Below are 24,791 nucleotides of genomic sequence, written 5' to 3'. Positions count from 1 at the left end.
CGACGTTCTCACACGATTTTCTCACTGGACCATAGCGGATTGTAAGGCATGTTACTTAACCTAATGAGGTCCTTAGCCGTATAACACCAATCCGCATCATCAAACCATAGATAATCTTCAGGATGATCTCTAAAATACGCTATAACAAAATGATAAATAAACGCGTAGTCATCTTTAATATTTTCGATATCGATAGCCCAAAAATACTTTTCGTTTTGTGTTAGCCAGGTAAAGCTGTCATATGAGTCTTCATCCACTGGATTAATATTAAATGTGAAGTACTTTAGATGCTCTTTGTTATCCGCACTTAAAAATGCAGCCTCATCCACTTCCGATAACGTTCCTTCGCCAGATACAAATTGACCTTTGCTTGACTTCGTCCTTGTTAAAATGCAAAACATGCCTGCTTTCGTAGCGGCCTGCTTAAATGCTTCTAACGCATGTTCGGGAGAATAGTTCTCTATATTTTTCAAAAAAATGATCGAGCTCATGCTATAGGGTCTCCCTTAGGCAATTTGGAATAAAACTTCTCGCTAGCTTGTTCCACACGATCAAACCGATCTCCGATTTCAATATCGTTTACAAAATCGTGATAATGATTCACGCGCTGGCTGCTCCAAAACTTGCGTTCATCAATAATTTCAGAAGCAGGACCGCTGATTTTGGCAGCAGATCGCGCAATTATAGCAGCTAATGCAAACTCGACAGGTTCACGCTCCCCTTGTACCATGACTCCCATCCAAAATCCAGATTCCTCTTCGTCTACATAAGGAAGGGTCGGATCTAGATAAGTAAACGCCAATCCAACCTCGCTTTCCATCCCTCTAAATGCGACTGCATACGCTTAACTCTCCTCAAAAAGAGCAGTATCACCTAGATCAACTTTCTTTCCATTTAAAATCTGTTTTATAGTAACTTCAGGGATCCTCTCTACCTTCAACAGTCTGACAGCTTCTTTGGATATCTCTTTTTTTAATGCATTCATATGAATGATTCTCGTCATTCTTACATCAAGATCTAGGGACATACGATCACCTAAATAATAATTTTATGGTTAATTCAAATTCATGAATCCCCGTATCCCATTTAGTCCTTATAGGTTTCGGACTCAATAAAATTACGGACTAAAAAACGATCATTCTTGTTCAAACTTTCATTTCTTGACTGCCCTCTTCACCGCCAAACTGAACTTGAATGATATCTAAATTTTAACAAGTCAGTTTGTTTGCTGGAATCGACCCTACGTCGCATTTTCCCATGACTTCTAGTCCGTAAATAAACAATGCTTGTTGACTACCATACCTACATATTCGCGTAATCTCCTCAACAGGCTTACTCTTGTGGAGCAATCAAAATTCAGAGTCACTCTTTTGGTGGTATAGGAAACTAAACTCTTTATCAAGTTGTTATTACAATAGAAGCCGCATTAATCAATCACACTAGGCCACTGCGAGTGCAGTACCATCTTCCGATCGCTGTTATCCCCAGATTTTTTCAAATCCCTGTTTCAAAGGGGAAATCCGGTAAAATGCGAACGCCTCGCTTCTTCAGATTGGTTCTGCCTCTCCGTTAACGTGTGTATGTTTTTTGCGGTTTATATATTAAGTACCAACTTACAAATTAAGGTTATAGTTCTGTTGATTATAGATGTGAATGAACTAAGAAACACTAGCTTCCCCAGCTGTCAGCACCTTTTCACCTTAAATAGAAAGGTTGTCTTTTATGAAAAAAATAGTCACTAAGTTAGCCTCCGTACTGGGTTACGGTGTTTTAATTGTACTTGCTATTTTTTTCCTCATAGCGCTAATTGCGATTATTATTCTGGCTATTTACGAACTTAAGAAGTGAATAGCAAGATGGTCCTTTCATTTTGAATCCCAACCATCATATGGTAATATTACCCTCAACTAGAAGGGAGAGATATGAATGCCGAGAAACTTCTCATCGCTCTTGGGATTAACGTTGTTGTCCTTCGCACTCATAAGCGGATGCACATCACCCGGGCCTTCCAATGAGACGGATGCAGAACCCCCCATGAAACAATCGGAGACGCAGCAGCCAGATGTTACCCCGGATACGTCGATGGATGAACAAGAAATTGCCGAAGCCATGAAGGCAGCGGAGACGTACAAAACCAAAGAGTATACGATCGACGAGATCCCGGAGACGCCTTTGGAGGACGAGGCCATGATGAAACGCCTTGCAGAAATGGAACCTCTATACGCCGATAATTACACCGACAAACCGGGTAATACAAGCTACGGTGTCTTAACGTTCCGAATTGCGAGCGTGCAGCAAGTTTCGATGAAACCGGAGAACCTGACCTTCGAACTCTACCAGGAAGCGGAAAATTACGTGGATTTCGATTACACGGTCGACTTGATCCTGACCCGGCAAAACGGGGAAAGCGAACGCCTTCCTTTGGAAGGCCGCCTGACCCTCGTCCGTAAAAACGGAAAATGGCTTGTCCAAGCGGATGATATCGACCCCGACTTTGGCAATCGTGTGATCACACAGAGCTAATTCCTTCACGCGTAAAACTTGCTGCGCAAGATGAAAAGGGATGCCCTCGTCACCCCCTCGTGACTGTGGACATTCCTTTTCGTGGTTGGACCATCCATTCCGGCCAACTCATGCAAGAGCCGAAAATAAAGTATTAGACTTTCAATACTTCATCAAGTGCTCAATGACTAGGTCAGCAACCGTCATAACGTACCCCCATTCCTTCGTTGAAAGGATTGGTGGTAATTTTTCCCTTCCCCATCGGAATGACTCGTGCTAAACGACCCGGAATTCGAAGAATTTTGTATCAAATCCATACCATATGGTAACTATTTCATCTTTAAAAGCGTTATTAGTAGTGAGCGAAAGGTTATCTTGGCATCATTGTAAATAAGATGTAGTTCCAACAAAGTAATTTCACGGATTCACAGGATGATGATGTATAAATATTTACAATGTAATAATCAGGTGTTTGCCGGTCCGATTGTTCGGCTTTCAATGAACTTGCGGGTCATGGGAGGTGATGGTTTGATCCCGCAGACGTGTGTTGTCTGTCCCTAGCTCCGTGTGTAGAACGATTCGATTTCTTACCTTCCTGTGATTCCTTAGAATAGAGAAATTGCTGATAGCTTGTTTATTGTTCAAGTTTCGATCCAAACAGCCGAATGTTCATATAGTAAGCTAATTTAAAACAGAGGTGTGAAATGAAGAAATCTATACTTATGTTATTGTGGTTTAGTATACTGATGCTTTTTCTGCTTCCCGTTCAAACCAACGCAGCCGCAAATCAAACGAAAATTATTTTGGATGGCCAGGAACTAACCCTGCCCAATGACGTTGAAGTCGTGAATGTACGAAACAACATCATGATTCCCATCCGCGTCGTTGCCGAAAATTTGAAATTCAATGTGAACTGGGACCAAAAAACACAGAATGTGAGCATTCAACAGGGGTCCAAAGCGATTTCGTTGACCGTAGGACAACAGGAAGCCATCGTCGAGAACAGCAACGTAACGCTTAACATCGCTCCCCAAATGATCAAGAACACGGTTGTTGTTCCTCTACGTTTTGTTAGTGAAGAAATGGGGCTTCGGGTCGGTTGGAATAACAAAGAAAAGATCGTCACTCTAACCAACACTGCCTCCGTCCCAACCTCTCCTTCGAATGGGAATGGGAATGAAGGGGCAACGAACCTTGTTCATGAAATAAACTATGCGAACAATCAGCTTGTCGTTTCTATGGATCAGGAAGTGACGCCGGTCATCACCACGTTAAAAAATCCCGAGCGGATTGTTGTGGATTTTCCTTCTACGGATTTTGGTAATATGGGGCAAGTGCTGCCAGTAGGTTCGATGGGCAAATTGGATACGAGCGACAGTCCGAATGTTAGCGAGGTACGCTATTCCCTATTCAAAAATGATCCGGCTCAAGTCCGAATCGTCATTGAATTAAATAATGTCAGTGCGGTTAATTATTCTCAACAATACGTTGCAGGCAAATTCATCCTTGATTTGAGCATGGTCAACGGCCCAACGCCTGCAACCCCTGCCACGGATGGCAAGAAAGTCGTCGTTATTGATCCAGGACACGGGGGAAGCGACCCGGGCACCATAAGCTTTACGAACAAACCTGAGAAGAATTTCACTCTTGCTTTAGGTCTAAAGGTACAAGCCCTGTTGAAACAAGAACCAAACATTGAATTGATTATGACGCGAGAAACGGATGTATATCCTACGCGTTCGGAGCGAGTTAAACTGGCTAACGATCTTAATGCGGATGTTTTTGTATCCATTCACGGAAATAGCGTAAAGGGGTCTCCTCAGGTAAGCGGTACCGAGACGTTTTATTACCAGCGTGCAAGCAGTAAAGAGTTAGCAACCATTATTCACAAACATTTGATCGAGGCTTTAGGGTTCAAAGATCGCAGCGTCAAAAATGGCAATCTTCAAGTCATTCGAGAAACCACCATGCCCGCAGTTCTTCTGGAGATCGGATTTTTAAGCAACAAAGATGAAGAAGAAGCAATGATGTCAGAGAGCACGCAAGACAAGGCCGCTCAAGCCATCGTCGACGGGATTAAAGAGTATCTGAACCTATAAAAGCCAGCGAATAAATCAAGAGGATGTGCTTCTATGAAAAAAGGAATTCAGCTCGCACTCGTAGTCTGTGCAATCAGCTTGGTGGCAGCAGGATGCGGCACCAAACCAACCTCTTCCGGGCCGGTGCAGGCCTCTAATCCTGCAAGCACTTCACCGGCGGAACAGCAAGAGGAGAATAAGCAAACTCAAGAAATCAAGGTATATTACGCGGATGATCAACTAACTCAACTGGAGCAAGGTACGAAGGAAATTACGTTTAAAGACGACTCCGATAAGTACAGCCAAACGTTTGCCGCTCTCCAAAGCAGCGATCAAACCGAACTCATCTCCCTGTGGAACAAGATTGATTTACTGTCATCCACGTTCGATCAAGGGGTGCTGACTTTAGATGTCCATATCCCGGAAGACGCGGCATTGGGGGCTAGCGGTGAGCTTTTAGCCTTGGATTCCCTCAAGGAGACGTTTTTTCAGTTCGAGGAAGTGACGAGTATCGATCTGCTGGTAGACGGAAATGCAGCGGAAAGTTTAATGGGGCATGCCGAACTGGACCATCCCATGAACCGAAATTGACTCAACCAGCCTCACTTGCGTTGTCATCGGGGTTTTATTCCATGACTGATCCGGCCAGTAAAATTACTGGTCGGATCTTTTTTTTACTTATACTGGCGTGGAGGATAACGCTGAAATGACGAAGAACAGCATCTCCCGAGTTAAACGAAAAAAAGACCTTATAAGACTCTTCGTCCTTTAAGGTCTGCCCGTTCAGGGGCTCTTATCCGAGGATTGCCAATTGTATCTTGGATTCAGCGAATCTTGGATGTGCAACATCCGTCAATGGTTCATCTTCGTTCAGTATCTTTTTTTTACCCCAACGTAATCGACCTACTTCTCCATCCCCTTGCGCAAGCTTGCATAAAACGCCTGCGGCTCCGTCTCGTCCGGCAGCCCGGCAACTTGCCCGTCGCCCAGCTCCATAATGATCCAGCCACCGTTCTTCCGCTTCGCGAAGTCCATCGTGAAAAAGCGGCTTTCCACCGACCGGGCCACGTCCAGAAACGAATCCAGCACCTCCGCAAATTCGCCGTCCTCGCCGGCTTCCCAGTAGTTCGAGACGAAGACAGGCTCGCCTTTCAGGAAAAAGACCCGCATTTCCCGCGACAACGGCATGCCGCTGCGAGCATGGTAGGAAAGAAACTCCAATTCCGCAAACTCCCGGAAAACAAGGCCTTCGTTCAGGTCGTCGCCCTGCCGCGTCACGAAGGTCCGCACCACTTCGGCCACCCGTTCCGCATCGGATGCATCCGGGATGTAACACGCTTCGTTCCACTCATGTTTACGGGATTTGACGTAATCCTTTACGATGATCGGGCGCTGCCCGAATGCGCTGACCGCATGTTGAACGGCATCTTCCGTTTCTTTGACCTCTCCGATCGGCAGCCATGCCGACTTCGGTGTATATTCCTGGATTTTCGCGTACGATTCCGGCAGGTAATGACAGTGCTTGTATTGCTCGGGCCGGTTGATTAACTTCAAGTTTTTAGCCAGCAGCGCCTCGTATAACATGGCATAATCTTTCGGTGTCAGCATCCACCCGCGATATAACACGTCTTCCCGATCGCTTGCAGACGGCAGCCGTTTCACAGCACGAGCTGGACTCTGTTCCGCCATGAGCTGCTCCAGATTTACCAGCCCTACCTCAAAGCCAGCCTTTGCAGCGGCCGCATATTCCTCTTCATACATTTCGTCCACCTTTCGTTCATCCAGCGGTGAACTGCCAAATAGGATCAACATCTTTCTACCTCTCCCAACTGCCATTTCTCGATAACTTGCACATGCATTTCATCGGTCTCATAGATCCTACGCTTTACTCGTCCGTAAGAAACGATTGTTTTCTATACCAAAGCACTTGGCATGAAGCTAGTCGAATTCTGATAGGGACAGGGAGAACTCAACCGCAACATGCTATAACTTTGGCAGCATAAACGCGTAGTCTTCATTTTCGCAACCGGTAAGAATGTAAAATTCTCCGCCCTGCTCCGCCTTCATGGTGCCGATGCCCTGGCAAGCATTGTTCACGATCCGGCCTTTTCCGGCGTAGGCGTCCCTCGTATTGTCATAGCTGTACTGTATAGCTGTACCATCATAATTCAGTTCATAGATGATCGGATCGCCTTCGATCGTGTAGATCGTTACGCGAACCTGGTCCTGTTGTTTGGCATGGACTTGGTCCATGAATTGTTCCCACCGTTCCTGGTTCGTCACCTGGCCGTGCAAATTAACGACATCGCCGTTCTGCTTCGCGTGCTCAGGGGTATACGGATCCGTGATTGCCGGCAAAGCCGTTTTAGGGGTTTCGGGAGCATCAGGCACGTTGGCCACGCAGGCCGTTAGCAGCATGATCGCCAAGAGCAGAAGCATCAGAACGGTCTTCTTCTTTTCCATAACATCACCTCATGGACAATAACGTTTGGGGTTCCTAAAATGTTCCAGAAGTTCGTTTCATTGGACCGACCCAATCACCCTCCGCATGGATTGGATCACGCCCAGATGGTACCACTCATGATATAACGTGCGCGGTATGACTTCCCCGATCGTGCTCATGCCCAGTTCGCTCACCCGGAGCAGTGTTTCCTCCAGACGGCCCTTGAATTTCTCTTCCAGTACCCGGGGCTGAGCGATCAATTGCTCCATAAGTTCTGCCCAGGCTGGCGGTTCATCCGCCCATGTTTCCGGGCTTGTCCCATATCCAAAAAAATGCTGATAACTCGCCGGAACTTCCGCCTGATCGTGTATCAGGTAATGAAACCACGTATCCTGATCCAGCACGATATGTCCCACGTTCCACAGGATTGAATTGTTAAACCCTCCAGGCACGACATGAACCTGCGCAGGATCAATCTCACGACATACGTGGACCGTAAACTCCCGCACATCCCGAAGTTGATTCCATAGTACCTCTTCCTGGTATTTCATAGCTCCATCCCCCATTCTCCTGATCCGCTCTTCAAATCATTGGAATATTTCCATTTTATACGTATTGCAGCACAAAAAAAAGCAAGGCCTGATCCATGCCTCTTATCCGACAACTCGCCAAAAGTGCCCCTTCATTCCCGTAACTTTCGTCCTCTCACATACGTTTAGAAGGAAGAATGCAAAATCCGCTAAATCATCCCATATGAAAGAAGGCGACAATATGCGCTGGAGGAATCCATCCAGTCATTCGGATCAACATCAGGTTCCATTCCCCGTCACCAGCGACGCGGGCTCGAACCTGCGAAAGGAAACTCGCCCGGCTTCCACGCTGCGCGCCCTGACCGCCGCAACGCTTGCAGCGGTACTGTTATCCGCCGGCCTGCCTGCTGGGGCTGCTGCCGCTGCACCTGCGCCAATCCCGCCTGCTATGCCGGCTCCCACATCCTCGGCTCCAAGCTCGGCGAATGAAGCAGCCGCGGCATCAACGGCCAGAGACAACCTGCATTACACCGCCGTCGAAGGGGCTCACTACCATTCCGTTGGCCTGCGCAGCGACGGCACCGTCTGGGCATGGGGACGCAACCTGTGGGGAGAACTCGGCGCGACGGGCAAGGTACGATACCGTCATACCTTCAGTCCGATCCGCGTTCCCCAACTGGAGGGGATCATAGCGATCTCAACGGCGGGAATAGGAAACCATGCTGCGCTGCGCAAAGACGGCACGGTCTGGGAGTGGGGCCGGACTCCATTGCCCGTACAAGTTACCCAGATTTCCGCAAAACAGATTTCAACCAGTGGTTTTTTTAGCTTGGCGCTGCGCAAGGACGGTACCGTGTACTCCTGGTCCACTCCGTCCCAGGGGACCGAGGCTGCAAAAGCTCATGTCGTAAAGGGGTTAACCGATGTCGTTTCAATCGATGCAAGCGGCACACGAGCCTTTGCCGTCCGCAAAGACGGCACGGTCTGGACCTGGGAAGAATCAGACACCCCGGAGACATCTCCCTCTACCCCAGTGAAGGTGAAGGGATTAAGCAGCATCTCCGCGGTTTCAGGCTCTTACGCCTTGGATAAGAAGGGAAAAGCGTGGCATGTCGACGAACGGGGAAAAGTCACTGCATACCATCCGGAATTAAAATTATCCCGGCTGGAAGTAAGCTCCCAATTCACTTTAATGCTGACGACCAAAGGCGAGGTATACAGCTATGGACAAACTCCCACTGGCAAACAGGGGAAAGTAAATGGCCTCTCCAGCATTGCCGACATTTCGGCAGGCACGTATCATGCTCTGGCCCTGGATGCGAACGGGAACGTCTGGGGATGGGGAGGCGATAAATATCAGGAAGCCGGTGGGCCCGCAACGTCACCGGGCGGTATGGCCTATAAGCCGATCCAAGCTCCCCTTGGCACTGACGTTTACATCAAAGGCCAACTGCTGGAAGCGCCCTATGCGACGGTTGCGACTGCAACAACGGTCCAACTGCCAGCCAAGGCGGTTGCTACGGCCCTGGGTGCTACCTTCACTGTCCATCGCAACAACGATGGCTCCATCGATTATTATTCGCTTGCCCTTGGCGACGCCAAAGCCACGATTCGACCGGGCGACATGGAGCTTCACGTGACGATTGACGGAAAAATCAAGGACAAAATCGTTCCTTTGCCGGAGCCAGTCAGCAGTTACTCCGGAGCAACGACATTACCGTATGAAGCGCTGGAAGCGCTTGGTTTAACCGTTCATTGGGATGCACAGCGATATATACTGACCATTGACGATACCCACTGACGGTGCCGATCCACGCGAAAATCCCCTGTGAGGACGCTAGGCCGACATGGCTTTACGCGCCCCCCACAGGGGATTTGGTTTAGTTATGCTTCACGAACCGTCCATGAGCATCCCGACCTGGTTTCGGGCCGTAAAAGGAAAGGATGGTTCGTCTTTTCATTCCACTTATTTCTCGAATCGGAACCAGCCGAAATCGAAGCTGCTGCCCGGCAGGAAGATGAACGTCACCTTCTGCACGCCCGTCACCTTCTCCAGCTCGAACACGCGCTCCTCATAGCCTGCGGATTGCGTGAACTCGACCAATTGGTTCATCTGGCCGTCCGCTCCGGAGAAACGGATGTGAATCGTGTTTTTATCGATCGGCGAATGGCCGTGGATGACCAGCTTCGACGTGCCTTCCGCGCCAAAGTCCATCGCGTCGAACTCCAGCGAAACGTTGTTCCCGATGCCTTCGACGAAATCGCCCTGGATCGTGAACGTATCCCCATATAGATGGTCGCAGGAAGCGGCCGTGTTTTGCTCGTACGCCCGGCTTTGCCGTTCGAAGGAGAATCCTTTGATATGGATTTTCTGCTTCAGCACAAAACAGATCGACGTGATGCCCTGCAGACGTTTGTTCAGCTTATACGTCTCCTCTTGATACACGTTCCACTTCGTTTCTTTCTGGTACACGACATCGGCCAGCTGCTCGCTGCCTTCCTCGCCTGGCATGCCTTCCCAGATTTGCAGGAAATACTCCTCGCTCGACAGCGCAAAAATCGGAATCGTGATCGTATCCGAACCATAAGCGCCGAAATCGATGTTGCGGAAGCATACGTGCGTCTCGCCGTCACGGCTCGTCGCCACGCCGCGTTCGTTGCCGTTGCCGACTTCGCCCTTCGTATCGTCGTATAAACCGCCCGAGATAAAGCCGTACGGATCTTTATATGCCGTTCCTAGTCCCGCTGCTTTGAATTCCAGCTGGGAGATCAGCTTCGTTTTGTCTGTGCCGTTGCTGCTCGTTGCCCGCAGTCTGAACTCGCCGTCACCGAGGGCAAACACCTTCACTTCCAGTCCGTTCGCTTCGACTCGCGCAATGTTGGATTCAATGCCTGCATCGTTGACGACCGCCCACTCGATATCGCGGTAGGACGTGTTTTCCGGATACAGCTTCGCTTGGACCACCATCTCCTGCGTCGAAGGATCGAATTGTTGTCCGGCCTGGCTGATGATCTCGATTTTGCGCAAAGGAATTTCCCGGGCTGCGCCCGTAACGACAGGATACTCTTTGTTGCTCGTCAAAGCCGAAGCAGCCGCCGAGCGTTGTACATCGCCATCTGCTGCTATCGGCGCCGCAACCGCGGTGAATTCGGCCACGGCGCTCTCCAGTCCTTCGGATGTTACCTCGATGCGGATCGGGCCTTCCTCGTTCGTCGCGCCGATGATCGCCATCAGCTTGCCGCTGAACAATCTGCGGCTGAGGCCTTTGTACTGGTCGTAATCCGTGCTGTCGCCGTTGTCCAGACCGAGCAGGCGGCCAGCGCCGGTCACGTTCACGTTCACGCGGTTGTTCGCGTTCTGCACCGGATGGCCTGCGGCATCGTCCGCCCCGATCTCGACGAAGATCAGGTCCGTGCCGTCTGCGGTCAACTCGGTTTTATCCGCTTGCAGCCGAATGCTGGCGGCATCCTTGAATGAGCGCTGTACGTCCGTCGCAATGACGTTGCCTTGCTCGTCATAAGCGATCGCTTTCAGTTCGCCTTCCTCGTAAGGCACTTTCCACCAGCCGACCAGTTGTTTGCCGTGCGCATGGTCGATATCGAACGTGCCGATGGAGCGGCCGTTCAATTGCAGCTCGACCTTCGGCGCATTGCTTGCTACGCGTACGTCGATGATTTGCCCGGGGTTGAAGTCCCAATACGGGAGCAGATGAACCATCGGGCTTTTTTTGTAATCCGTCCAGGCGGACTGATAAATATAGTAGGAATCTTTCGGGAACGTTGCCGTGTCGAGCTGGCCGAAATACGAGTTTTTCGTATGGTACGGCGTCGGCTCCCCGATATAATCGAATCCGGTCCACAGGAACTGTCCAAGGGAATACGGCGTATCGCGTTCGGCCAAAATGCAGAACTCCGGCGATTTCGCCCCCCAGCTCGTCGTGCTGTTGCCAAGCGCGGAGCACTGCTCGTCATCGTCGGCAAGGATCGATTGCTCGAACGGGAAATGATAGATCCCGCGGCTCTGCACAACCGAGGCCGTTTCGCTGCCGTAAATGATCCAGTCCGGATGCTCGGCATGATGCTGGTCATAATATTTCTCGGCATAGTTGTAGCCGGCCAGCTTCACGATATCGGCGCATTTCTGCGCGTTTTCCCATGGCATGTAGTTGGAACCGATCGTTACGCCCGCGTTCTGCTTCGGATCGAATTCCAGCACGTAATCCATCAGCATGCGCGTGACTTCCTGCCCGCGCTCGTCGGCATGCGTATCGTAGATTTCGTTACCGATGCTCCACATCACCAGGCTTGGATGGTTACGGTCGCGAGTCACCCAGCTTTTCACGTCGGCATGCGCCCATTCCGGGAAAAATCTCGCATAGTCGTACGGTGTCTTCGCCCGTTCCCACATGTCGAACGCCTCGGACACCACGAGCATGCCCGTCTCGTCCGCCAGATCCATGAACTCCTTGGCAGGCATGTTATGGGAGGTGCGGATCGCGTTGACGCCCATCTCCTGCAGCAGCTTGAATCTGCGGCGCAATGCCGTCAGGTTGAATGCCGCGCCCAGCGCGCCGAGATCGTGGTGCTCGCACACGCCGTTCATTTTCATTTTGACGCCGTTCAGGCGGAAACCGTCGTTCGGGTCCATCGAAATTTCGCGGAAGCCGATGTTTTGCGTGATCGATTCGATCAAATGGCCATCATTGCCGTTACCCGTCAAACGCAGCTCCGTCACGAGTTGATACAAGTTAGGCTGCTCCGTGCTCCACAGCTCGGGCTGCTCTACGGTCAGCTGCTGCTCATTTTTCCGTACTCCCGCCTCCCCGGCTTGAACGGAGATGGCTGCGCTGCTTGTCGCCACGACCTGTCCGTCCCGCACAATCGTATGCGTCAGCTCCGCATCCTGATGCAGGTTCACGTCCGTGTCGACTTCGACGCGCCAGTCCTCTTCCTGTTTGCGGATCGAGACATAAATGCCGTGGCTCTCGACATGGTTGCGGTCACGCGTTTTCAACCAGACGTTGCGGTAAATGCCCGCACCGGAGTACCAGCGGCTGTTCGGGCTCTGATGAACGACTTTGACGACAATTTCGTTGTCGCCCTCCACAAGCGCCTCTGTGATTTCATGCTCAAACGCGGAATAACCGTATTTCCATTCGCCCACAAGCTGTCCGTTCACATATACGGAAGAATCCATATACACCCCGTCGAAGCAAAGCAGCAATTGCTTCCCTTCATCTTTGTGTTGGAACGTTTTGCGGTACCAGCCGATGCTGTCCTCATACAGATTTTGCGAATCGTAAATCAGCCAGTCGTGCGGAAGCTCTACCTGCTCGAACGCCAGTCCTGCCGGCTCCGTGACTGCCAAGCTGCTTTTGGCGAATTGCCATCCATCATTAAAAAGGGTTCTTTGGTTCATCGTGAATTCTCACTTCCCTGAAGTTGTTATGGTTACGTTTACATAAATATACTTTTACTGCACCGAGAATGAACCATTCCATGTTCGGAAATCTTGCTGCTCGTACCGATTATACCACTAGAACGAACTTTGTAGGGGCAATAAACAAAGTTTTTTTGACAATAGTGCATTGAATCACGAAAAGCTGTAAATCTCCCCTCCGCGATTGACTGAGGGGATGGCCGGCAGTAGAATAAAATCCTTAAACATGAAGCCGCACAGACACATGCACTTGGCCATGATTACAACAGATGCGAGGGATGAAACGATGCACATACGCGAGATTGAAGAACAAGATAACCGGGCCATGGAGCAGATCATCAAACGTTCGCTGGAATCCTTCGGATTGAACATCCCCGGAACCGCCTATTTTGACCCACAGCTTGGCAGCCTGGCACAATATTACGAACGAATCCCGCTGGCCAAATATTGGGTGCTCGTTACGGATCAGGGCGAGGTCACAGGCGGTGTCGGCATCGGCCCGTTCGGCCAAAATCCGGAAATTTGCGAACTGCAGAAGCTGTACCTCTCTCCTCAAGCCCAAGGCAAAGGGCTGTCCAAACAACTGATGAACGCTGCATTGGACTTTGCCGCAGCGCATTACCGTTACTGCTATCTGGAAACCTTCGACAAACTGGAGGCGGCGAACGCCCTGTACGTGAAGTACGGTTTCCGACCTTTGGAGCAAGGCTTGGAGGAGTCCGAGCATAATGCATGCGATGCCTGGTATATAAAAGAACTCACGTAAATGGAAAATCAGTGCTTTTTTCATATAAAGCGAAGATTTTGGGACTAATTTCATCATTCTGATCGGGAACGGATGTTCATAAATCAATATATTTGCCCAACCTTATACCTAATAATTCCGGTTTCCGCCCTCCTTCTCATCATTGCAAGGCATTCGGATTCGTATTTATACCGTAAACAAGGAAAATTTATGAAGGCGATTGGCAATCAATTCCTGTCATATTTTGTGATCTCATGTTAGTTTATGTAATAGAAAATAATCACATATATAGATAAGGGGAATTACAATCGTGAAAAAATCTTGGTTGCTTTCTTTGATGATGAGCTTTGCTTTGCTGGGCGGCGCAGTGCTTCCAACCGGAGCTTCCGTTTCTGCAGCAAGCGACACCACTCCTGTATACTACGATGAGAACAGCGCAGTGACTGAGGATACCGCAGGGGAAGATACTTCTGTAGATGAACCTGAATTTACGGCGGACGAAGCCGACCTGCTCGACTATATCGATCAATTGGAAGCGGCTGCCGTATACGAGGAAAGAGCGTTCAATTCCTTCAAAGGCGGAATGACCATTACGTCGGCCAACCGCAAATCCATTTTCCTCAAGTTGAACAATACGGCCATTCCTAACTATACAAAGTATGTGTCCAAGCTGAAATTGATCAAACCGAAGAACGCCGAGCTGCAAAAAATCCATGCCAAACTGGTCAAAGGCAGCTACACGCAGCTTGAAGCATATCAGTTGTTCAAACAGTCCGTTTCCAAAACGAAAGTGAACAGCACCCAATTGAAACAAGGCAACGACAAATTGGCCGCAGGTGCCAAACTGATCGAGCAATCCAACCAGGAATTCATCAAATATGCCAACAAATTGGGATTCGACCTGTAATCCATACAGGACTGAATGGAAAAACCCGTCTGCATGCAGGCGGGTTTTTCGTTGGCGTCGTTTCAACATGGAGCGAAATGAATGGCGCCATACAAAACAGCAAGAATGGTGCTGGGAGGAAACTGAAGCCCGTTATTTGTCACAGGTGTGCGTTACGCAAGCTTGAATTCTCTCAGGGTGAAACTGTAACGAACCTCAGACACGGTATCGGAGACCATTTTGCATGTTTGAAAATGTAATGAACCTGAGGCACGTTATTGATTCAAAAACGTGCTTCTGCCGGCGATCTTCACCCGAATAAGACTGCTCATGTTCGTTAGCCGGGGAATAGCCTCATACATGCCCGAATAAAGTGCGCTATGTTCGTTAGATCATCGGCAGCTTGCTTTAACACGCTGCAGCCAGCTTCATCGCACAAAAAAGAAGCGCTCCCGCCATTGCAAACCCGTCGGAGGAAGTCGCTTCGTTCTTACATACAGGTTAATCAATCATCCGTTATGCAGCCTGTTCAGTCACCAGCACCATGAGCTAATCCATCACCGGCACAGCCTGTGCGCATTTACGCGAAACAGCCCTTGCCCAAAACTTAATACGAAGTCCATCCTGCGTCCGCAGTGACCACGGTGCCGTTCACGAAGCTGGATTCGTCCGATCCGAGGAACAAAGCCACCTGCGCGATTTCTTCGCTCTTGCCCAAGCGCGGGTTGATGGCCATGCCGAGCTGCTGGCGGCCTCCGCCGAACGGGCTGAAGCTTTTCATCGAAGCGCTGATATTCGTTTCTACGCCGCCCGGTGCAATCGCATTGCAGCGAATGCCTTGGGGAGCGTACATGTATCCCGTATTTTTCGTAAAACCGACCACCGCGTGTTTGGAAGCCGTATAAGCCGCGCCTGCACGACCGCCAAACAACCCGCCTGCGGATGCGACGTTAACGATCACTCCTTTTTGTTTCTCCAGGAAAATCGGCAGCACTTTGCGCGTTGCGCGCATTACGCTGGTTGTGTTGATCGCAAAGATGCGATCCCACAGCTCGTCGGTGATCTCCCCGGCTGGCTCCATGCCGTCCATGATGCCCGCATTGTTAACCAGAATGTCCACCGTACCGTACGTGCTCACCGCGGTATCGATCAGCCTCTGGATGTCGTCTTCCTGCGCTACGTTGGCTACAACCACGATCGCTTCGCCGCCGCTCGCCTTGATATCGTCAACCACCGCTTGAGCAGTGCCTTCATTGATATCCGACACGACCACTTTGGCGCCTTCCTGCGCATACAATGTCGCAATCGCTTTGCCCATGCCCGAGCCTGCGCCAGTAACTACCGCTACTTTATGTTCAAGTCTCATATGGATCTTCCTCCCTGTATTCGTTTACATAAAGTTAACAAACAAATGTTCATTAACTCTTGTCTTTAGTATAATAAGTCATGGCTAAGCCATTCAATCAGTAAACGAGGGCCGGAATGTACGTTATCGAACATATGGTGCCCATATTGTACTTTTTCGTCAAAAAAGCTGTTGAAAGGAGCATGCACTATGTCTGATCTCCCGGCACAGGACCGCCGAATCAAAAAATCGAAGGCCGCCCTCAAGGACGCCTTGATCGCTCTGATGCAAAAGAAACCTTTCAAGGAAATTTCCATTACGGACATCGTGCAGCTCGCGGACCTGAATCGCGGCACCTTCTACAGACATTATCAGTATAAGGAGGATCTGTTCAACGAACTGATCGAGGATGTCGTTCAGGATCTGGTCACTTCCTTTCGCGAGCCGTATCGGGACAAAGATGCCTTTCAAGTCCATGCCATGCCGTCTTCGGCCATCACCATCTTTAAGCATGTTCACCAACATGCGCCCTTCTATACCCTTGTCGTGAAATCGGATGCTTCATCCCATTTTCAAGAGATGATCTGCAATGTGCTGCGCGATCTTGCCCTGCAGGATCTCAACGACATTTTCCCGGATCACATCAATCATGAACTGCTGGCCAGTTATCAGTCGCATGCCATCTTCGGCATGATCCTCGAATGGATTCGCCAGGATTTCAGGCATACGCCCGAATACATGGCCAACGAGCTGTTCAAAATTATACACATGAAGTCCCCTGAAGCTTAACCGTGCATTTCTTTCTTGCAGCTCCTCGAACTTGTTGTTAAGTCCAAAACAAAACGGTTGATGCAAAGTATGCTCTGCTCAACCGTCCGTGGCATCTATGATATGTAATGTCGGATTCCTACCGGTCTATGACTTTGCCGCTGATCCATCCGTACTTTCCGCCGCTTGTCCATACTTCGTACCAAGTGCGTCCATCCGTCGGATCATACACCGAGCCGCCCCAATGTTCCAAACGGTCGCCCTTGTCCACGACGGCTACGGCAGCCCCGTTGATCGAAGGCACTTCGCGCATATTGGCATGCGCCACCGTTACGGTCAAATACTCTGCCTCGTTCCATACCGATGTGTCGCCTTCGTAATAACGGCCATCCGATTGCATGACGACTTTGCTGCTCACCCAGCCGATGCTTCCGTCGGCAGTGCTTACCTGATACCAGGTGCGGCCATCCGTCGGATCGTAATTTTTGCGATGCAAATATACAACTTCCTCGTCTTTGTACAGCACTTTTACCGAACGTCCGTGAATGCTCGGCGCTACGCGCATATTGATTTCCGAAGAGGTCGGCTTCATATAGTCGATGCTCTGCTCGGCCGACGTTTCCTCTACGGCATAGCTTGCTTCTTCCTTTGGTTTCTCTACGTTTCCGGAATCCGCTTCCTTCGGCTTGGCCGCACTGTCGTCTGCCAGCTTAACCGTCGTTTCAGGCGCTGCTTCGGGCTGTTTCCCACCGCTGATCGGTTCTTGCTGAACCGTCGTCGGAGAAGCCTCTTCCGCCTTTGTGCCGCCCCCTTCCTCCTTAATCGTGATTTCAATCCCTCCACAACCGCTGACAACCACGGAGATGCCCACCAGCAGGGCAAACAGCTTGTAACTCCTCATTCGTATTCCTCCAGCTCATGATGTAAAAAAAGTCGACTGCTCCGCTCCTGCAGGAGCTTCATTCATTGTAATCCCCTTGGGTAATTTTGTATATGGGGTGGGAATGAAAAACGGCCCACGCAAAGGGCCGTCTCCGGAATGTCATTATCCCGACCATGGAATTGTCGCATTCGAGATTCGAAATCAACACATTTATCGTCCAGGGCCGCGCTTCTTAAACGTACTACAAGCCGAGCTTCTGGCCTTTCTCCAGCCGCTGGATCTGCTTCTCCCCCGTGTCGGCCAGTTCGCGGAACTGGTCGATCGTCTCGCGCATCCGCGGCAGCGCTTCCTGCTTATACTGGCTGATCGAGTCGAGCGCGCTCAGCACGTCGGTGAAGGCCTGCTTCATCGTATCCACCGAAATGCTGGCATTGTAGGCCTGCTTCTGGATCGCGATCCCTTGCTCCTTCAGCATCTTGGACGTACCTGCGATCAGGTCGTTCGTGGTTTGGTTCAGCAGCTCGATCTTTTGCAGCACGATTTTCTGGTTATATAACGCGCTCGCTACCGTTACGGCGATCTTCAATGCCGAGATGGTCACGTTTTTCGCTCGATCCACGCCCCGGATCAGTTCGCGATTGTTGCGGATCACGACTTCGATCGCCATAATGCCCTGCTGGTTGACCACCAGCATCTGCTGCAAATCCATCACCCGCTGGCGCAGCGGGAACAGCACTTCCTCGGTGATGAAACGCACCTTCTCCGGGTCTTCGCCGCGGATTTTGGCCGCCTCGATCTGACCATCGATCGATTCGTCCATCAGCACGCCGAGCTGGATTTCCTTTTGCAGCTTCTTCGTCAGTTCCCGCAGCGTCTGCTGTTCCAGCTCCAGCGTCGTATTGTCGTTGCGCAGCGTCGCCCGGCCTTTGTCCAGGGAGACGACGATGTCCGCAATGACGGCATCCGCCTTCTGGAACTTCAGGAAGTAGGCCCGCAGCGGGTTAAACAATTTGCCAAGGAATCCGCTCTTGGCAAAGTCGACCGCGCTGGGGTCGAGGTCTTTCAGCTGCATGTGCAGCTCGGTCAAGCCTTTGGCGACCGTCCCGCCCTCGTCTCCCGTCTTGGACAGGTGTCCGACGGAGACTTGAAGCAACGCGTTTTTCTCGGAAGAGCTGCTCATCGTTTTCATGCCGAACCCTTCGATCGACTGCAAAATTTCCTGGCGTTTCTCCAGCGAATCAAAATCGAGGGCCATGATCGCCTCCACGTTGGCACTTGCTATCTGCTGCAGCTCCGCCACCTCGGCCGGCACGGGTTTCACCTGCTCCTCAATGACTGCCTGAATCTCCTTCGTGCTCGGAATCTCCATCGAAAATGACATCCGCGTTCCCCCTCATTCATGGATTGAATTACATCTGTGCGTTGAACAGGTTGCCGATCTTGTACACGACGTCGTCGGTATCCGCATTGATGCTCGCCGCCTCGTTAATGCTCGATATGCTCTCCAGCGCCTTGATGTCGGCGTTATAACCGATCGTATAGATCGGAACCTGAGCCGTCTCCACCAGATCGCGAATGTCCTTGAGGGTGTGACCCTCGTTCGTTTCGCCGTCGCTCAGGACGAAGATCAGCGGTTTCACGTTCGGGTTGTCGACCATGTAATCCTCCAGCATTTTCATCGCAACCGCGATGCCGTCGAACGTTGCCGTGCCGCCCCCTGCTTGCAAACTGTCCACCGTGCCGACGAACATGGACTGCTGGTTCGTATCGTATTTGGCAATCGGCAGATTTATGGTTACGCCGCTCGAATAAGACACGAGGCCGATGCTGTTGTCGGTTCCCAAATATTTTTGCCCTTGGCGGAGCGACTCCTTGAGCCGATTCAGCGGTTCGCCGTCCATGCTTCCGGATACGTCGGCGACAAACACGGCCGCGATCGGTTTGGCGCCGTTTTTCTTTTCTTTCCATACTTTCTGGGCTGCAAGCAGCGTGCCGCCGTCAATGGTGGCCAATTCGGATTTGTAATCCTGCAGGCCGTTGAAGCCGAATTCCTCCGCCGAACGCTGGTATTCATCCTTTTCCGCAAACGCGGCGAATTGGCGAATGATCTCCAGCTTGTTCTCCGGCAGTTGGCCGAGCGCATAGAGCGGGCTGTCGTGTCTTACGCCAAACGGCGTGAACACGTAACCGCTCTTCAGGTCGGCTGTATTGACGTACGTCTGATACTCCAGCACGAACGCATCCAGCCTGCCGGACTTGGCCGCTTCCCGCATCTGGATCGTGGTAGACGCGGTAAACGGCACGTTGGCTTGGAATTTCTCGAAGCCTTGAATGGCCGTTTCGCCGAGCGGATCGGCGCTATCGTAGGTGTTCAATGCCGTAACGAGAAAATTAAGCCCCGTCGAACTCGCAAATGGATCGGTATATCCCATGGAAAGCTCATTGTTCGCAATCGCTTCGGTCACCGTTTTGACGTTTACCGAACCGTAGGTGTCCACCAGCGCATCGTATTTCGCTTTCGAGATGACGATGCCGGGCACGTTGCCGACCAAACGCTGGGCGACCATATCGGTGTTCACCCCGCTCGCCGCGACCATCTCGCCCCAAAACTCGTTCGATGGCGTATAGGCATCAGGCACGTATTTCCCCGACTTGATGTAATCGGCAGCCGTACCGGAAGCGATGTTGCGTATTTTGACCGATACCGGTTTGCCATCCACTTGCATGCCTGCCTGGTTAAACGCCTCGGCCACTTCCGTCAGCCAACCGTCCACGCCGGTGCCCGATTTCTCCGGAGACGAAAAGATTTCCACGTAATCACTGGTCGTGCTTTCTACCGTGATCGGAAATTTCGAGATATCCGGCAGGGCGTCCGCCACATTCACCGGGTCAAGGTCGATTTGCCCTTTTACCGGCTCTGCCGTGCCCGGATGGATGTCCGCAACCATTTTGGCCAGCTGCTTCGACGCATTTTCAGTGCTCACTTGCGAACCCGTTTTGCCCAGGTTGGACGTCAGCGTAATGCCTGCATAAACCAAGCCGAACACCAGCACCAGCATTACGATGGAGGTGATCCAAAACTTCCCCTTCTTCGCCATATTCTACAACCCCTCACTATCTGTATAGTTTGGTATGCCTGATCAATTGATCGATCTCCTTCATGCAAGGCATATGTTCAATCTCTTCGGCTGCCACGCCGTCCAGGCGGGAGATTTCCAGCAGCAACTGGTCAAGCTTCAACAAAATTTCCTCGTTGATGTGCAGCGTGCTTTTCATATAGGACAAGTAATCCTGATAAACCTTCGCTTTCTCCTGATAAAGCTGATCGGACATCCCGGCCGGCTTCGATTTCATCATGCTTGCATACTCCGCTTTGTCGAACACGTTCAGCCGGTTCAAGATGCTGCGGATGTTCAGATAGAGCAGTTTCTCAACCTCCATAGCCACGCCCGCAAACTTCTGGTAGCTCAGTTCACCGGGTTCGAAGCGCTGGTTCAATACGTTAATGAGCGTTTCTTTCTTGTTTTTCATCCGGTTCAGCTGGGACATGGCAAGTGCTATATCTTCATGCAGCACCTTGATTCGCCTGTAAAAGGATAACGCCTCGACGTAATCTTCGTGGGTTTCGATCCGTTTCACCGGCAAAGCGACGGGCTGCCTGAACAGCAGGGCATAGCTTCCATACAGCAGCGCGGCTGCACTGCCGAAGAGCAGGGTTACGGCAAGCGCGGTCGTAAAGGCGCCTCCGTCAAAACCAAGCCCGATCAAACCCGGGGAAAAGACCAGCACGTTCAGTGCGGCGAGGCCAACGATCAGCCCCAGCATTTTTATGTATCTCATCATGGGCATCCGGTTCCTCCTTTCATAAAGGGGTGGTCCTTTCTGACAAACGAAGCTTGTTTTTGCGTTTATTCAAAATATACGTGAGAGTGGCTTATCCCATTTCCATTTCATGAGGACAACAAGTAAAAATACGCGGGAACGGAATGGGATGCGGAACAAGGCAGGAAAAACATAGTAATCCGCTATAGAAAAAGTGTATGTAATGGGTAATACGCAGAAAAGATGCAGACGTGTCACTTTTTGTATAATCTTCCTGCAAAAAAAATGCCCCGACGAAAGTGTCAGGGCATTAGCAAGCATATATGGATTCGCAAGCGTTCTGAAAGTCTTAAGATTCGTCGTTCAGCCTGAACAGGCTTGGGAGTGGGATGTTCAATCCGGGGTACAGTACGGATTGGATCAGATCCTGTTCCGCATACAACTGGCGACTCTGGTAACTCCCCTCTTCCAGCGTATATACATGTACGGTTCGGTTGCCGGGATCCACGATCCAATATTCGCCCACGCCGTACTTCTGGTACAAGTTGAACTTTTCATTAAAGTCCTTCAGCGCCGTCGATGGAGACAACACTTCGATGATCAGCGAAGGAGCGCCGCTGCATCCTTGGCGGGAAATTTGCTCTTTCGAACACACGACCGACAGATCGGGCTGCACCACATGATCCGGCGAATCAAATTGTCCACTCTCGCTAAGAAAGACGTCAAAGGGAGCCGTAAACACCATGCAGGCATCGTTTCGGAAAAACGTGCGCAGCGAAAAGTGCAGTTCTCCCACGACAAATTGATGCAAGGAAGTTGGTGCAGGCGACATGTTATATGCTCTTCCGTTAATCCATTCCCATGATCCTTCCCAACTCTGCCAATCCTGAAAGCTATATACGCCGTTGGAATCGGGTTTTGCCATGAGATCAGCTCCTTTATGACCGCTTTTCCCTCATTTTATCACGGCTTTGTCCTATATCATAATCCCCAAATCCTATTAAAAAAGCGATTGCGGTTTGCTTCTCGTCGTGCGCACCTCGGTAACTTTGCCCGCGCAGCCCTGCTCCCCGCTGGCCCGGAACATGACGGTTACGTTGTCTTTGCCAGACGTCGCTTCCTCCGGAATCGCATACGCCACGTGGAAGACTTCCCCGATTTTATTCATATGAATGCGCTGGTCGCCCACTACAATACCGTCCACGAGCACTTCGAACTCCCGTTTGTACAACGACCCGTCCCGTTCGAACGGCGAATGGTCACCGCCCCAATATGCGACGGATAGATAGTTCGGTGCCGTCCCCTCCACAGCAAGCTGGTAACTGAAGTAAGCGTCGTTCACGCCATAGGCCTCGCGCCACATAACCATCTTGTTGCGCCCGTCCGCAAACGATCCCTGGAACGTCGTCTCGCGGCAGTTGCTGTCCATCCGGTGACCGATTTCGTCCTGCTGGCCGTCCGGCTCCACGCGGTCGATCGTAATGTCGTTCAGCGCTTTCTCCACCGCGTCGCCTTCGTCATTGTACGGCCAATATACGGTATAGAATTCATGATGGATGTCGTAAAAAGGAATCAGCTTCACGGCTTGGCCGTCCGAGGTGACTGTGCCGGACAGTTCAAAGATCAATCGGTCCTTGTCCACGGGCTTGATCCATTCGGTCACGTCATCCTGCTCGGTCCAGATGACCGGCACGGGTGCCGTCTTGGCATTCAGCGCCGTCTCGTCGATGATGGTATCCTCCGGCAATCCGTCGCTTCCGAGCGCGCCCGCGAGCACGATCGGGCCGTACAGGAACGCGACCTTGTGCGCATCGTCGCGTGCGGTATATTTGCGCAGAGCCATCGGCAGCGCAATCGTCACGGTATCTCCGGCGGACCATGTCCGTTCCACGGAGAGATACCCGGGTTCGATGCGGGAGACGGCCTGCTCCTCGTCCCCGTTGACCGTCACCGTCATCGGCTCCTGCAGCCAGCCCGGGACGCGCAGCTTGAGATTGACCGGGGCGCTGCCCTCGGTGATCGTCAGGGTTACTTTTTCCGAGTAAGGGAATCGGGTCTCCAGCTTCAGGTTCAGCCCTTGAGAAGTCCAATCCAGGCGAGATGCGATGTACAGGTTCACGTACAGGTCCTCGCCGTCCTCAAAGTAGATCGCCTCGGCGTATTTGCCGGGATTCTCCATACCCGAGCCCGTACAGCACCACCAAGCGGTGTCGTGCGTTCCGTAAATTTTGAAATGGCCCTGGAGCGTGGAGGAGAAATACGTTTTGTGTCCCGTATCCGGGTCCTGCGTGCCGAGAATGTGATTGTAGATCGCATTTTCGTAATAGTCCATATAGGCGCTGTCCGGCGTCCAGTCATAGAGCTGCTTCGTCAAATGCAGCATGTTGTGCGTGCAGCAGCTCTCCCCGGTTTTGATGCCAAGGCTCTCCATGCCCTTCGCCTCGTAATGCTCCGAAATGCTCGTTGCGCCAAATACGTAGGAACGATGATTGACGGTCGTGCTCCAGAAAAACTCCGCCGCTCTCCGGTAACTCTGCCGCGCCGGGTCCTGATTGTAGATTTCGGCTGCGCCGATGACCTTCGGAATCTGGGTGTTGGCGTGTTTGCCTTGAAGATCGTCGATTCTGCGTTCGAGCGGTTTCAGGATGATTTGGTGGGTGAACCGTTCGGCCGTCTCCAAATACTCCGGTTTGCCGGTAAACCCGTACAGCTGCGCGAACACCTCGTTCATGCCCCCGTGCTCGCATTGAAGCATGTGCTGCACCTGCTCTTCCGTCATCTTTTCCATGCCGGCCACGGCCCAATCGGCGAAGCGTACGACGACATCCAGCGCTTCTTCATTGCCCGTCAATCTGTAGGCGTCGATCAGTCCGCGATAGATTTTGTGCACGCTGTACCAAGGCACCCAGTATTCGCCAATATTGAAGCTGCCGATGTGCTCTGACCGAAAGGCGATACGAAACGCTTCTTCGGACAAACCGCCGATGTACCCGCTGCCCGTTGCCTGCTGAATGGAGGCCAGCTCGCTGACCGCGTAATCCAGTCTTTCTTTTAACGTTTCATGGCCTGTGGCCTGGTAGGTGACGGCGAGCGCCGACATGTAGTGTCCAAGGGAATGGCCGCTGATGGAGCGGGCTTCCCACCCGGCGTACCGTTCTTTTTTGGCAGTCAATCCGTGCGCTTCGAAACATGGAGCGAGAAAACGGTCGATGTCCAGCGACAGCAGATACCGTTCTCCGACCTCCTGCGATGTTTGAAAGATGCCATCCAACAAGTCAACATGTTCCGGACCTAGAAATCCTTTTTTCGTATCGATCATGATGCTCACTCCTTCTCGGTATGTAATCTC

The 24,791-nt window shown here is 51.3% G+C and carries 21 protein-coding genes; 7 read left to right on the top strand and 14 right to left on the bottom strand.

Translation table 11 applies throughout. The features are described 5' to 3' along the window. Positions 1-8: 8 nt before the first annotated feature. The 3 genes from SNR34_RS04820 to SNR34_RS04810 are packed head-to-tail and all read right to left on the bottom strand — an operon-like array spanning position 9 to position 985. Entirely contained in the window at positions 9-491 is a 483-nt protein-coding gene (locus SNR34_RS04820) for a hypothetical protein (protein ID WP_486181280.1), read from the bottom strand. Further along, positions 488-802, bottom strand: a complete 315-nt coding sequence (locus SNR34_RS04815) for a hypothetical protein (protein WP_486181279.1) — start codon at positions 800-802, stop codon at positions 488-490. Before SNR34_RS04815 ends, SNR34_RS04820 begins: the two co-directional genes overlap by 4 nt. A 42-nt stretch (positions 803-844) precedes the next feature. Then, on the bottom strand, positions 845-985 hold the full coding sequence (locus SNR34_RS04810) for a hypothetical protein (protein WP_486181278.1): 141 nt from the start codon (positions 983-985) through the stop codon (positions 845-847). Between the two features lie 1,049 nt (positions 986-2,034). On the opposite strand from SNR34_RS04810, the gene SNR34_RS04805 reads away from it, so the two are divergent. From SNR34_RS04805 to SNR34_RS04795, 3 genes are all read left to right on the top strand, one after another. Beyond that, entirely contained in the window at positions 2,035-2,523 is a 489-nt protein-coding gene (locus SNR34_RS04805) for a hypothetical protein (protein ID WP_486181277.1), read from the top strand. Positions 2,524-3,206: 683 nt separating this feature from the next. Further along, positions 3,207-4,601 (top strand): N-acetylmuramoyl-L-alanine amidase family protein, encoded by a 1,395-nt coding sequence (locus SNR34_RS04800; RefSeq protein WP_486181276.1) that lies wholly within the window; start codon positions 3,207-3,209, stop codon positions 4,599-4,601. 33 nt (positions 4,602-4,634) lie between these two features. After that, positions 4,635-5,171: a GerMN domain-containing protein gene (locus SNR34_RS04795; RefSeq protein ID WP_486181275.1), complete on the top strand. Its 537-nt coding sequence runs from the start codon at positions 4,635-4,637 to the stop codon at positions 5,169-5,171. A 312-nt stretch (positions 5,172-5,483) separates the two neighbouring features. Here the strand turns inward: SNR34_RS04795 and SNR34_RS04790 are convergent, their stop codons facing one another. The 3 genes from SNR34_RS04790 to SNR34_RS04780 form a co-directional block, all read right to left on the bottom strand. Further along, entirely contained in the window at positions 5,484-6,392 is a 909-nt protein-coding gene (locus tag SNR34_RS04790; RefSeq protein ID WP_486181274.1) for an ATP-grasp domain-containing protein, read from the bottom strand. A 171-nt stretch (positions 6,393-6,563) separates the two neighbouring features. Further along, entirely contained in the window at positions 6,564-7,043 is a 480-nt protein-coding gene (locus tag SNR34_RS04785) for a DUF4362 domain-containing protein (protein ID WP_339276231.1), read from the bottom strand. A gap of 57 nt (positions 7,044-7,100) precedes the next feature. Next, positions 7,101-7,574 (bottom strand): DinB family protein, encoded by a 474-nt coding sequence (locus tag SNR34_RS04780; protein WP_343261423.1) that lies wholly within the window; start codon positions 7,572-7,574, stop codon positions 7,101-7,103. Between the two features lie 202 nt (positions 7,575-7,776). Here SNR34_RS04780 and SNR34_RS04775 point away from each other — a divergent pair, with 202 nt between their 5' ends. Next, complete coding sequence (locus tag SNR34_RS04775; RefSeq protein ID WP_486181273.1) at positions 7,777-9,354, top strand: stalk domain-containing protein; 1,578 nt, start codon at positions 7,777-7,779, stop codon at positions 9,352-9,354. Positions 9,355-9,519: 165 nt separating this feature from the next. On the opposite strand, the gene SNR34_RS04770 is transcribed toward SNR34_RS04775, so the two are convergent. After that, entirely contained in the window at positions 9,520-12,972 is a 3,453-nt protein-coding gene (locus tag SNR34_RS04770; protein ID WP_486181272.1) for a glycoside hydrolase family 2 TIM barrel-domain containing protein, read from the bottom strand. Between the two features lie 307 nt (positions 12,973-13,279). Here SNR34_RS04770 and SNR34_RS04765 point away from each other — a divergent pair, with 307 nt between their 5' ends. Next, complete coding sequence (locus tag SNR34_RS04765; protein WP_236421021.1) at positions 13,280-13,759, top strand: GNAT family N-acetyltransferase; 480 nt, start codon at positions 13,280-13,282, stop codon at positions 13,757-13,759. A gap of 289 nt (positions 13,760-14,048) precedes the next feature. Then, entirely contained in the window at positions 14,049-14,645 is a 597-nt protein-coding gene (locus SNR34_RS04760; RefSeq protein ID WP_486181271.1) for a hypothetical protein, read from the top strand. A gap of 586 nt (positions 14,646-15,231) precedes the next feature. Here SNR34_RS04760 and SNR34_RS04755 read toward each other — a convergent pair. Further along, complete coding sequence (locus SNR34_RS04755) at positions 15,232-15,990, bottom strand: SDR family oxidoreductase (protein ID WP_236421023.1); 759 nt, start codon at positions 15,988-15,990, stop codon at positions 15,232-15,234. A 189-nt stretch (positions 15,991-16,179) separates the two neighbouring features. Between SNR34_RS04755 and SNR34_RS04750 the strand changes: the two genes are divergently transcribed. Beyond that, entirely contained in the window at positions 16,180-16,758 is a 579-nt protein-coding gene (locus SNR34_RS04750; protein WP_236421024.1) for a TetR/AcrR family transcriptional regulator, read from the top strand. A gap of 118 nt (positions 16,759-16,876) precedes the next feature. On the opposite strand, the gene SNR34_RS04745 is transcribed toward SNR34_RS04750, so the two are convergent. From SNR34_RS04745 to SNR34_RS04720, 6 genes are all read right to left on the bottom strand, one after another. Further along, a complete protein-coding gene (locus SNR34_RS04745; RefSeq protein WP_486181270.1) occupies positions 16,877-17,638 on the bottom strand; it encodes an SH3 domain-containing protein in 762 nt (253 codons plus the stop codon). A gap of 223 nt (positions 17,639-17,861) precedes the next feature. Next, on the bottom strand, positions 17,862-19,001 hold the full coding sequence (locus SNR34_RS04740; protein ID WP_343261418.1) for a toxic anion resistance protein: 1,140 nt from the start codon (positions 18,999-19,001) through the stop codon (positions 17,862-17,864). A 28-nt stretch (positions 19,002-19,029) separates the two neighbouring features. Next, entirely contained in the window at positions 19,030-20,718 is a 1,689-nt protein-coding gene (locus SNR34_RS04735; protein ID WP_343261417.1) for a vWA domain-containing protein, read from the bottom strand. A gap of 16 nt (positions 20,719-20,734) precedes the next feature. Beyond that, a complete protein-coding gene (locus SNR34_RS04730) occupies positions 20,735-21,463 on the bottom strand; it encodes a hypothetical protein (protein WP_343261416.1) in 729 nt (242 codons plus the stop codon). A gap of 328 nt (positions 21,464-21,791) precedes the next feature. Continuing rightward, positions 21,792-22,367, bottom strand: coding sequence for a Uma2 family endonuclease (locus SNR34_RS04725; protein WP_486181269.1), 576 nt, complete (start codon positions 22,365-22,367; stop codon positions 21,792-21,794). Positions 22,368-22,442: 75 nt separating this feature from the next. Continuing rightward, positions 22,443-24,761, bottom strand: coding sequence for a beta-L-arabinofuranosidase domain-containing protein (locus tag SNR34_RS04720; protein ID WP_486181268.1), 2,319 nt, complete (start codon positions 24,759-24,761; stop codon positions 22,443-22,445). Positions 24,762-24,791: the final 30 nt, after the last annotated feature.

The organism is Paenibacillus sp. XP01 (assembly GCF_057364885.1).
This window is presented reverse-complemented; position numbering and strand designations above follow the sequence as displayed.

What these genes read in the sequence shown, in the direction of transcription:
- SNR34_RS04790 (WP_486181274.1), bottom strand. Translation starts at nt 6,392, where the DNA reads ATGTTGATCCTATTTGGCAGTTCACCGCTGGATGAACGAAAGGTGGAC.
- SNR34_RS04805 (WP_486181277.1), top strand. Translation starts at nt 2,035, where the DNA reads ATGAAACAATCGGAGACGCAGCAGCCAGATGTTACCCCGGATACGTCG.
- SNR34_RS04740 (WP_343261418.1), bottom strand. Translation starts at nt 19,001, where the DNA reads ATGTCATTTTCGATGGAGATTCCGAGCACGAAGGAGATTCAGGCAGTC.
- SNR34_RS04750 (WP_236421024.1), top strand. Translation starts at nt 16,180, where the DNA reads ATGTCTGATCTCCCGGCACAGGACCGCCGAATCAAAAAATCGAAGGCC.
- SNR34_RS04725 (WP_486181269.1), bottom strand. Translation starts at nt 22,367, where the DNA reads ATGGCAAAACCCGATTCCAACGGCGTATATAGCTTTCAGGATTGGCAG.
- SNR34_RS04720 (WP_486181268.1), bottom strand. Translation starts at nt 24,761, where the DNA reads ATGATCGATACGAAAAAAGGATTTCTAGGTCCGGAACATGTTGACTTG.
- SNR34_RS04755 (WP_236421023.1), bottom strand. Translation starts at nt 15,990, where the DNA reads ATGAGACTTGAACATAAAGTAGCGGTAGTTACTGGCGCAGGCTCGGGC.
- SNR34_RS04810 (WP_486181278.1), bottom strand. Translation starts at nt 985, where the DNA reads ATGAATGCATTAAAAAAAGAGATATCCAAAGAAGCTGTCAGACTGTTG.
- SNR34_RS04780 (WP_343261423.1), bottom strand. Translation starts at nt 7,574, where the DNA reads ATGAAATACCAGGAAGAGGTACTATGGAATCAACTTCGGGATGTGCGG.
- SNR34_RS04795 (WP_486181275.1), top strand. Translation starts at nt 4,635, where the DNA reads ATGAAAAAAGGAATTCAGCTCGCACTCGTAGTCTGTGCAATCAGCTTG.
- SNR34_RS04820 (WP_486181280.1), bottom strand. Translation starts at nt 491, where the DNA reads ATGAGCTCGATCATTTTTTTGAAAAATATAGAGAACTATTCTCCCGAA.
- SNR34_RS04770 (WP_486181272.1), bottom strand. Translation starts at nt 12,972, where the DNA reads ATGAACCAAAGAACCCTTTTTAATGATGGATGGCAATTCGCCAAAAGC.
- SNR34_RS04730 (WP_343261416.1), bottom strand. Translation starts at nt 21,463, where the DNA reads ATGATGAGATACATAAAAATGCTGGGGCTGATCGTTGGCCTCGCCGCA.
- SNR34_RS04735 (WP_343261417.1), bottom strand. Translation starts at nt 20,718, where the DNA reads ATGGCGAAGAAGGGGAAGTTTTGGATCACCTCCATCGTAATGCTGGTG.
- SNR34_RS04775 (WP_486181273.1), top strand. Translation starts at nt 7,777, where the DNA reads ATGAAAGAAGGCGACAATATGCGCTGGAGGAATCCATCCAGTCATTCG.
- SNR34_RS04785 (WP_339276231.1), bottom strand. Translation starts at nt 7,043, where the DNA reads ATGGAAAAGAAGAAGACCGTTCTGATGCTTCTGCTCTTGGCGATCATG.
- SNR34_RS04745 (WP_486181270.1), bottom strand. Translation starts at nt 17,638, where the DNA reads ATGAGGAGTTACAAGCTGTTTGCCCTGCTGGTGGGCATCTCCGTGGTT.
- SNR34_RS04800 (WP_486181276.1), top strand. Translation starts at nt 3,207, where the DNA reads ATGAAGAAATCTATACTTATGTTATTGTGGTTTAGTATACTGATGCTT.
- SNR34_RS04765 (WP_236421021.1), top strand. Translation starts at nt 13,280, where the DNA reads ATGCACATACGCGAGATTGAAGAACAAGATAACCGGGCCATGGAGCAG.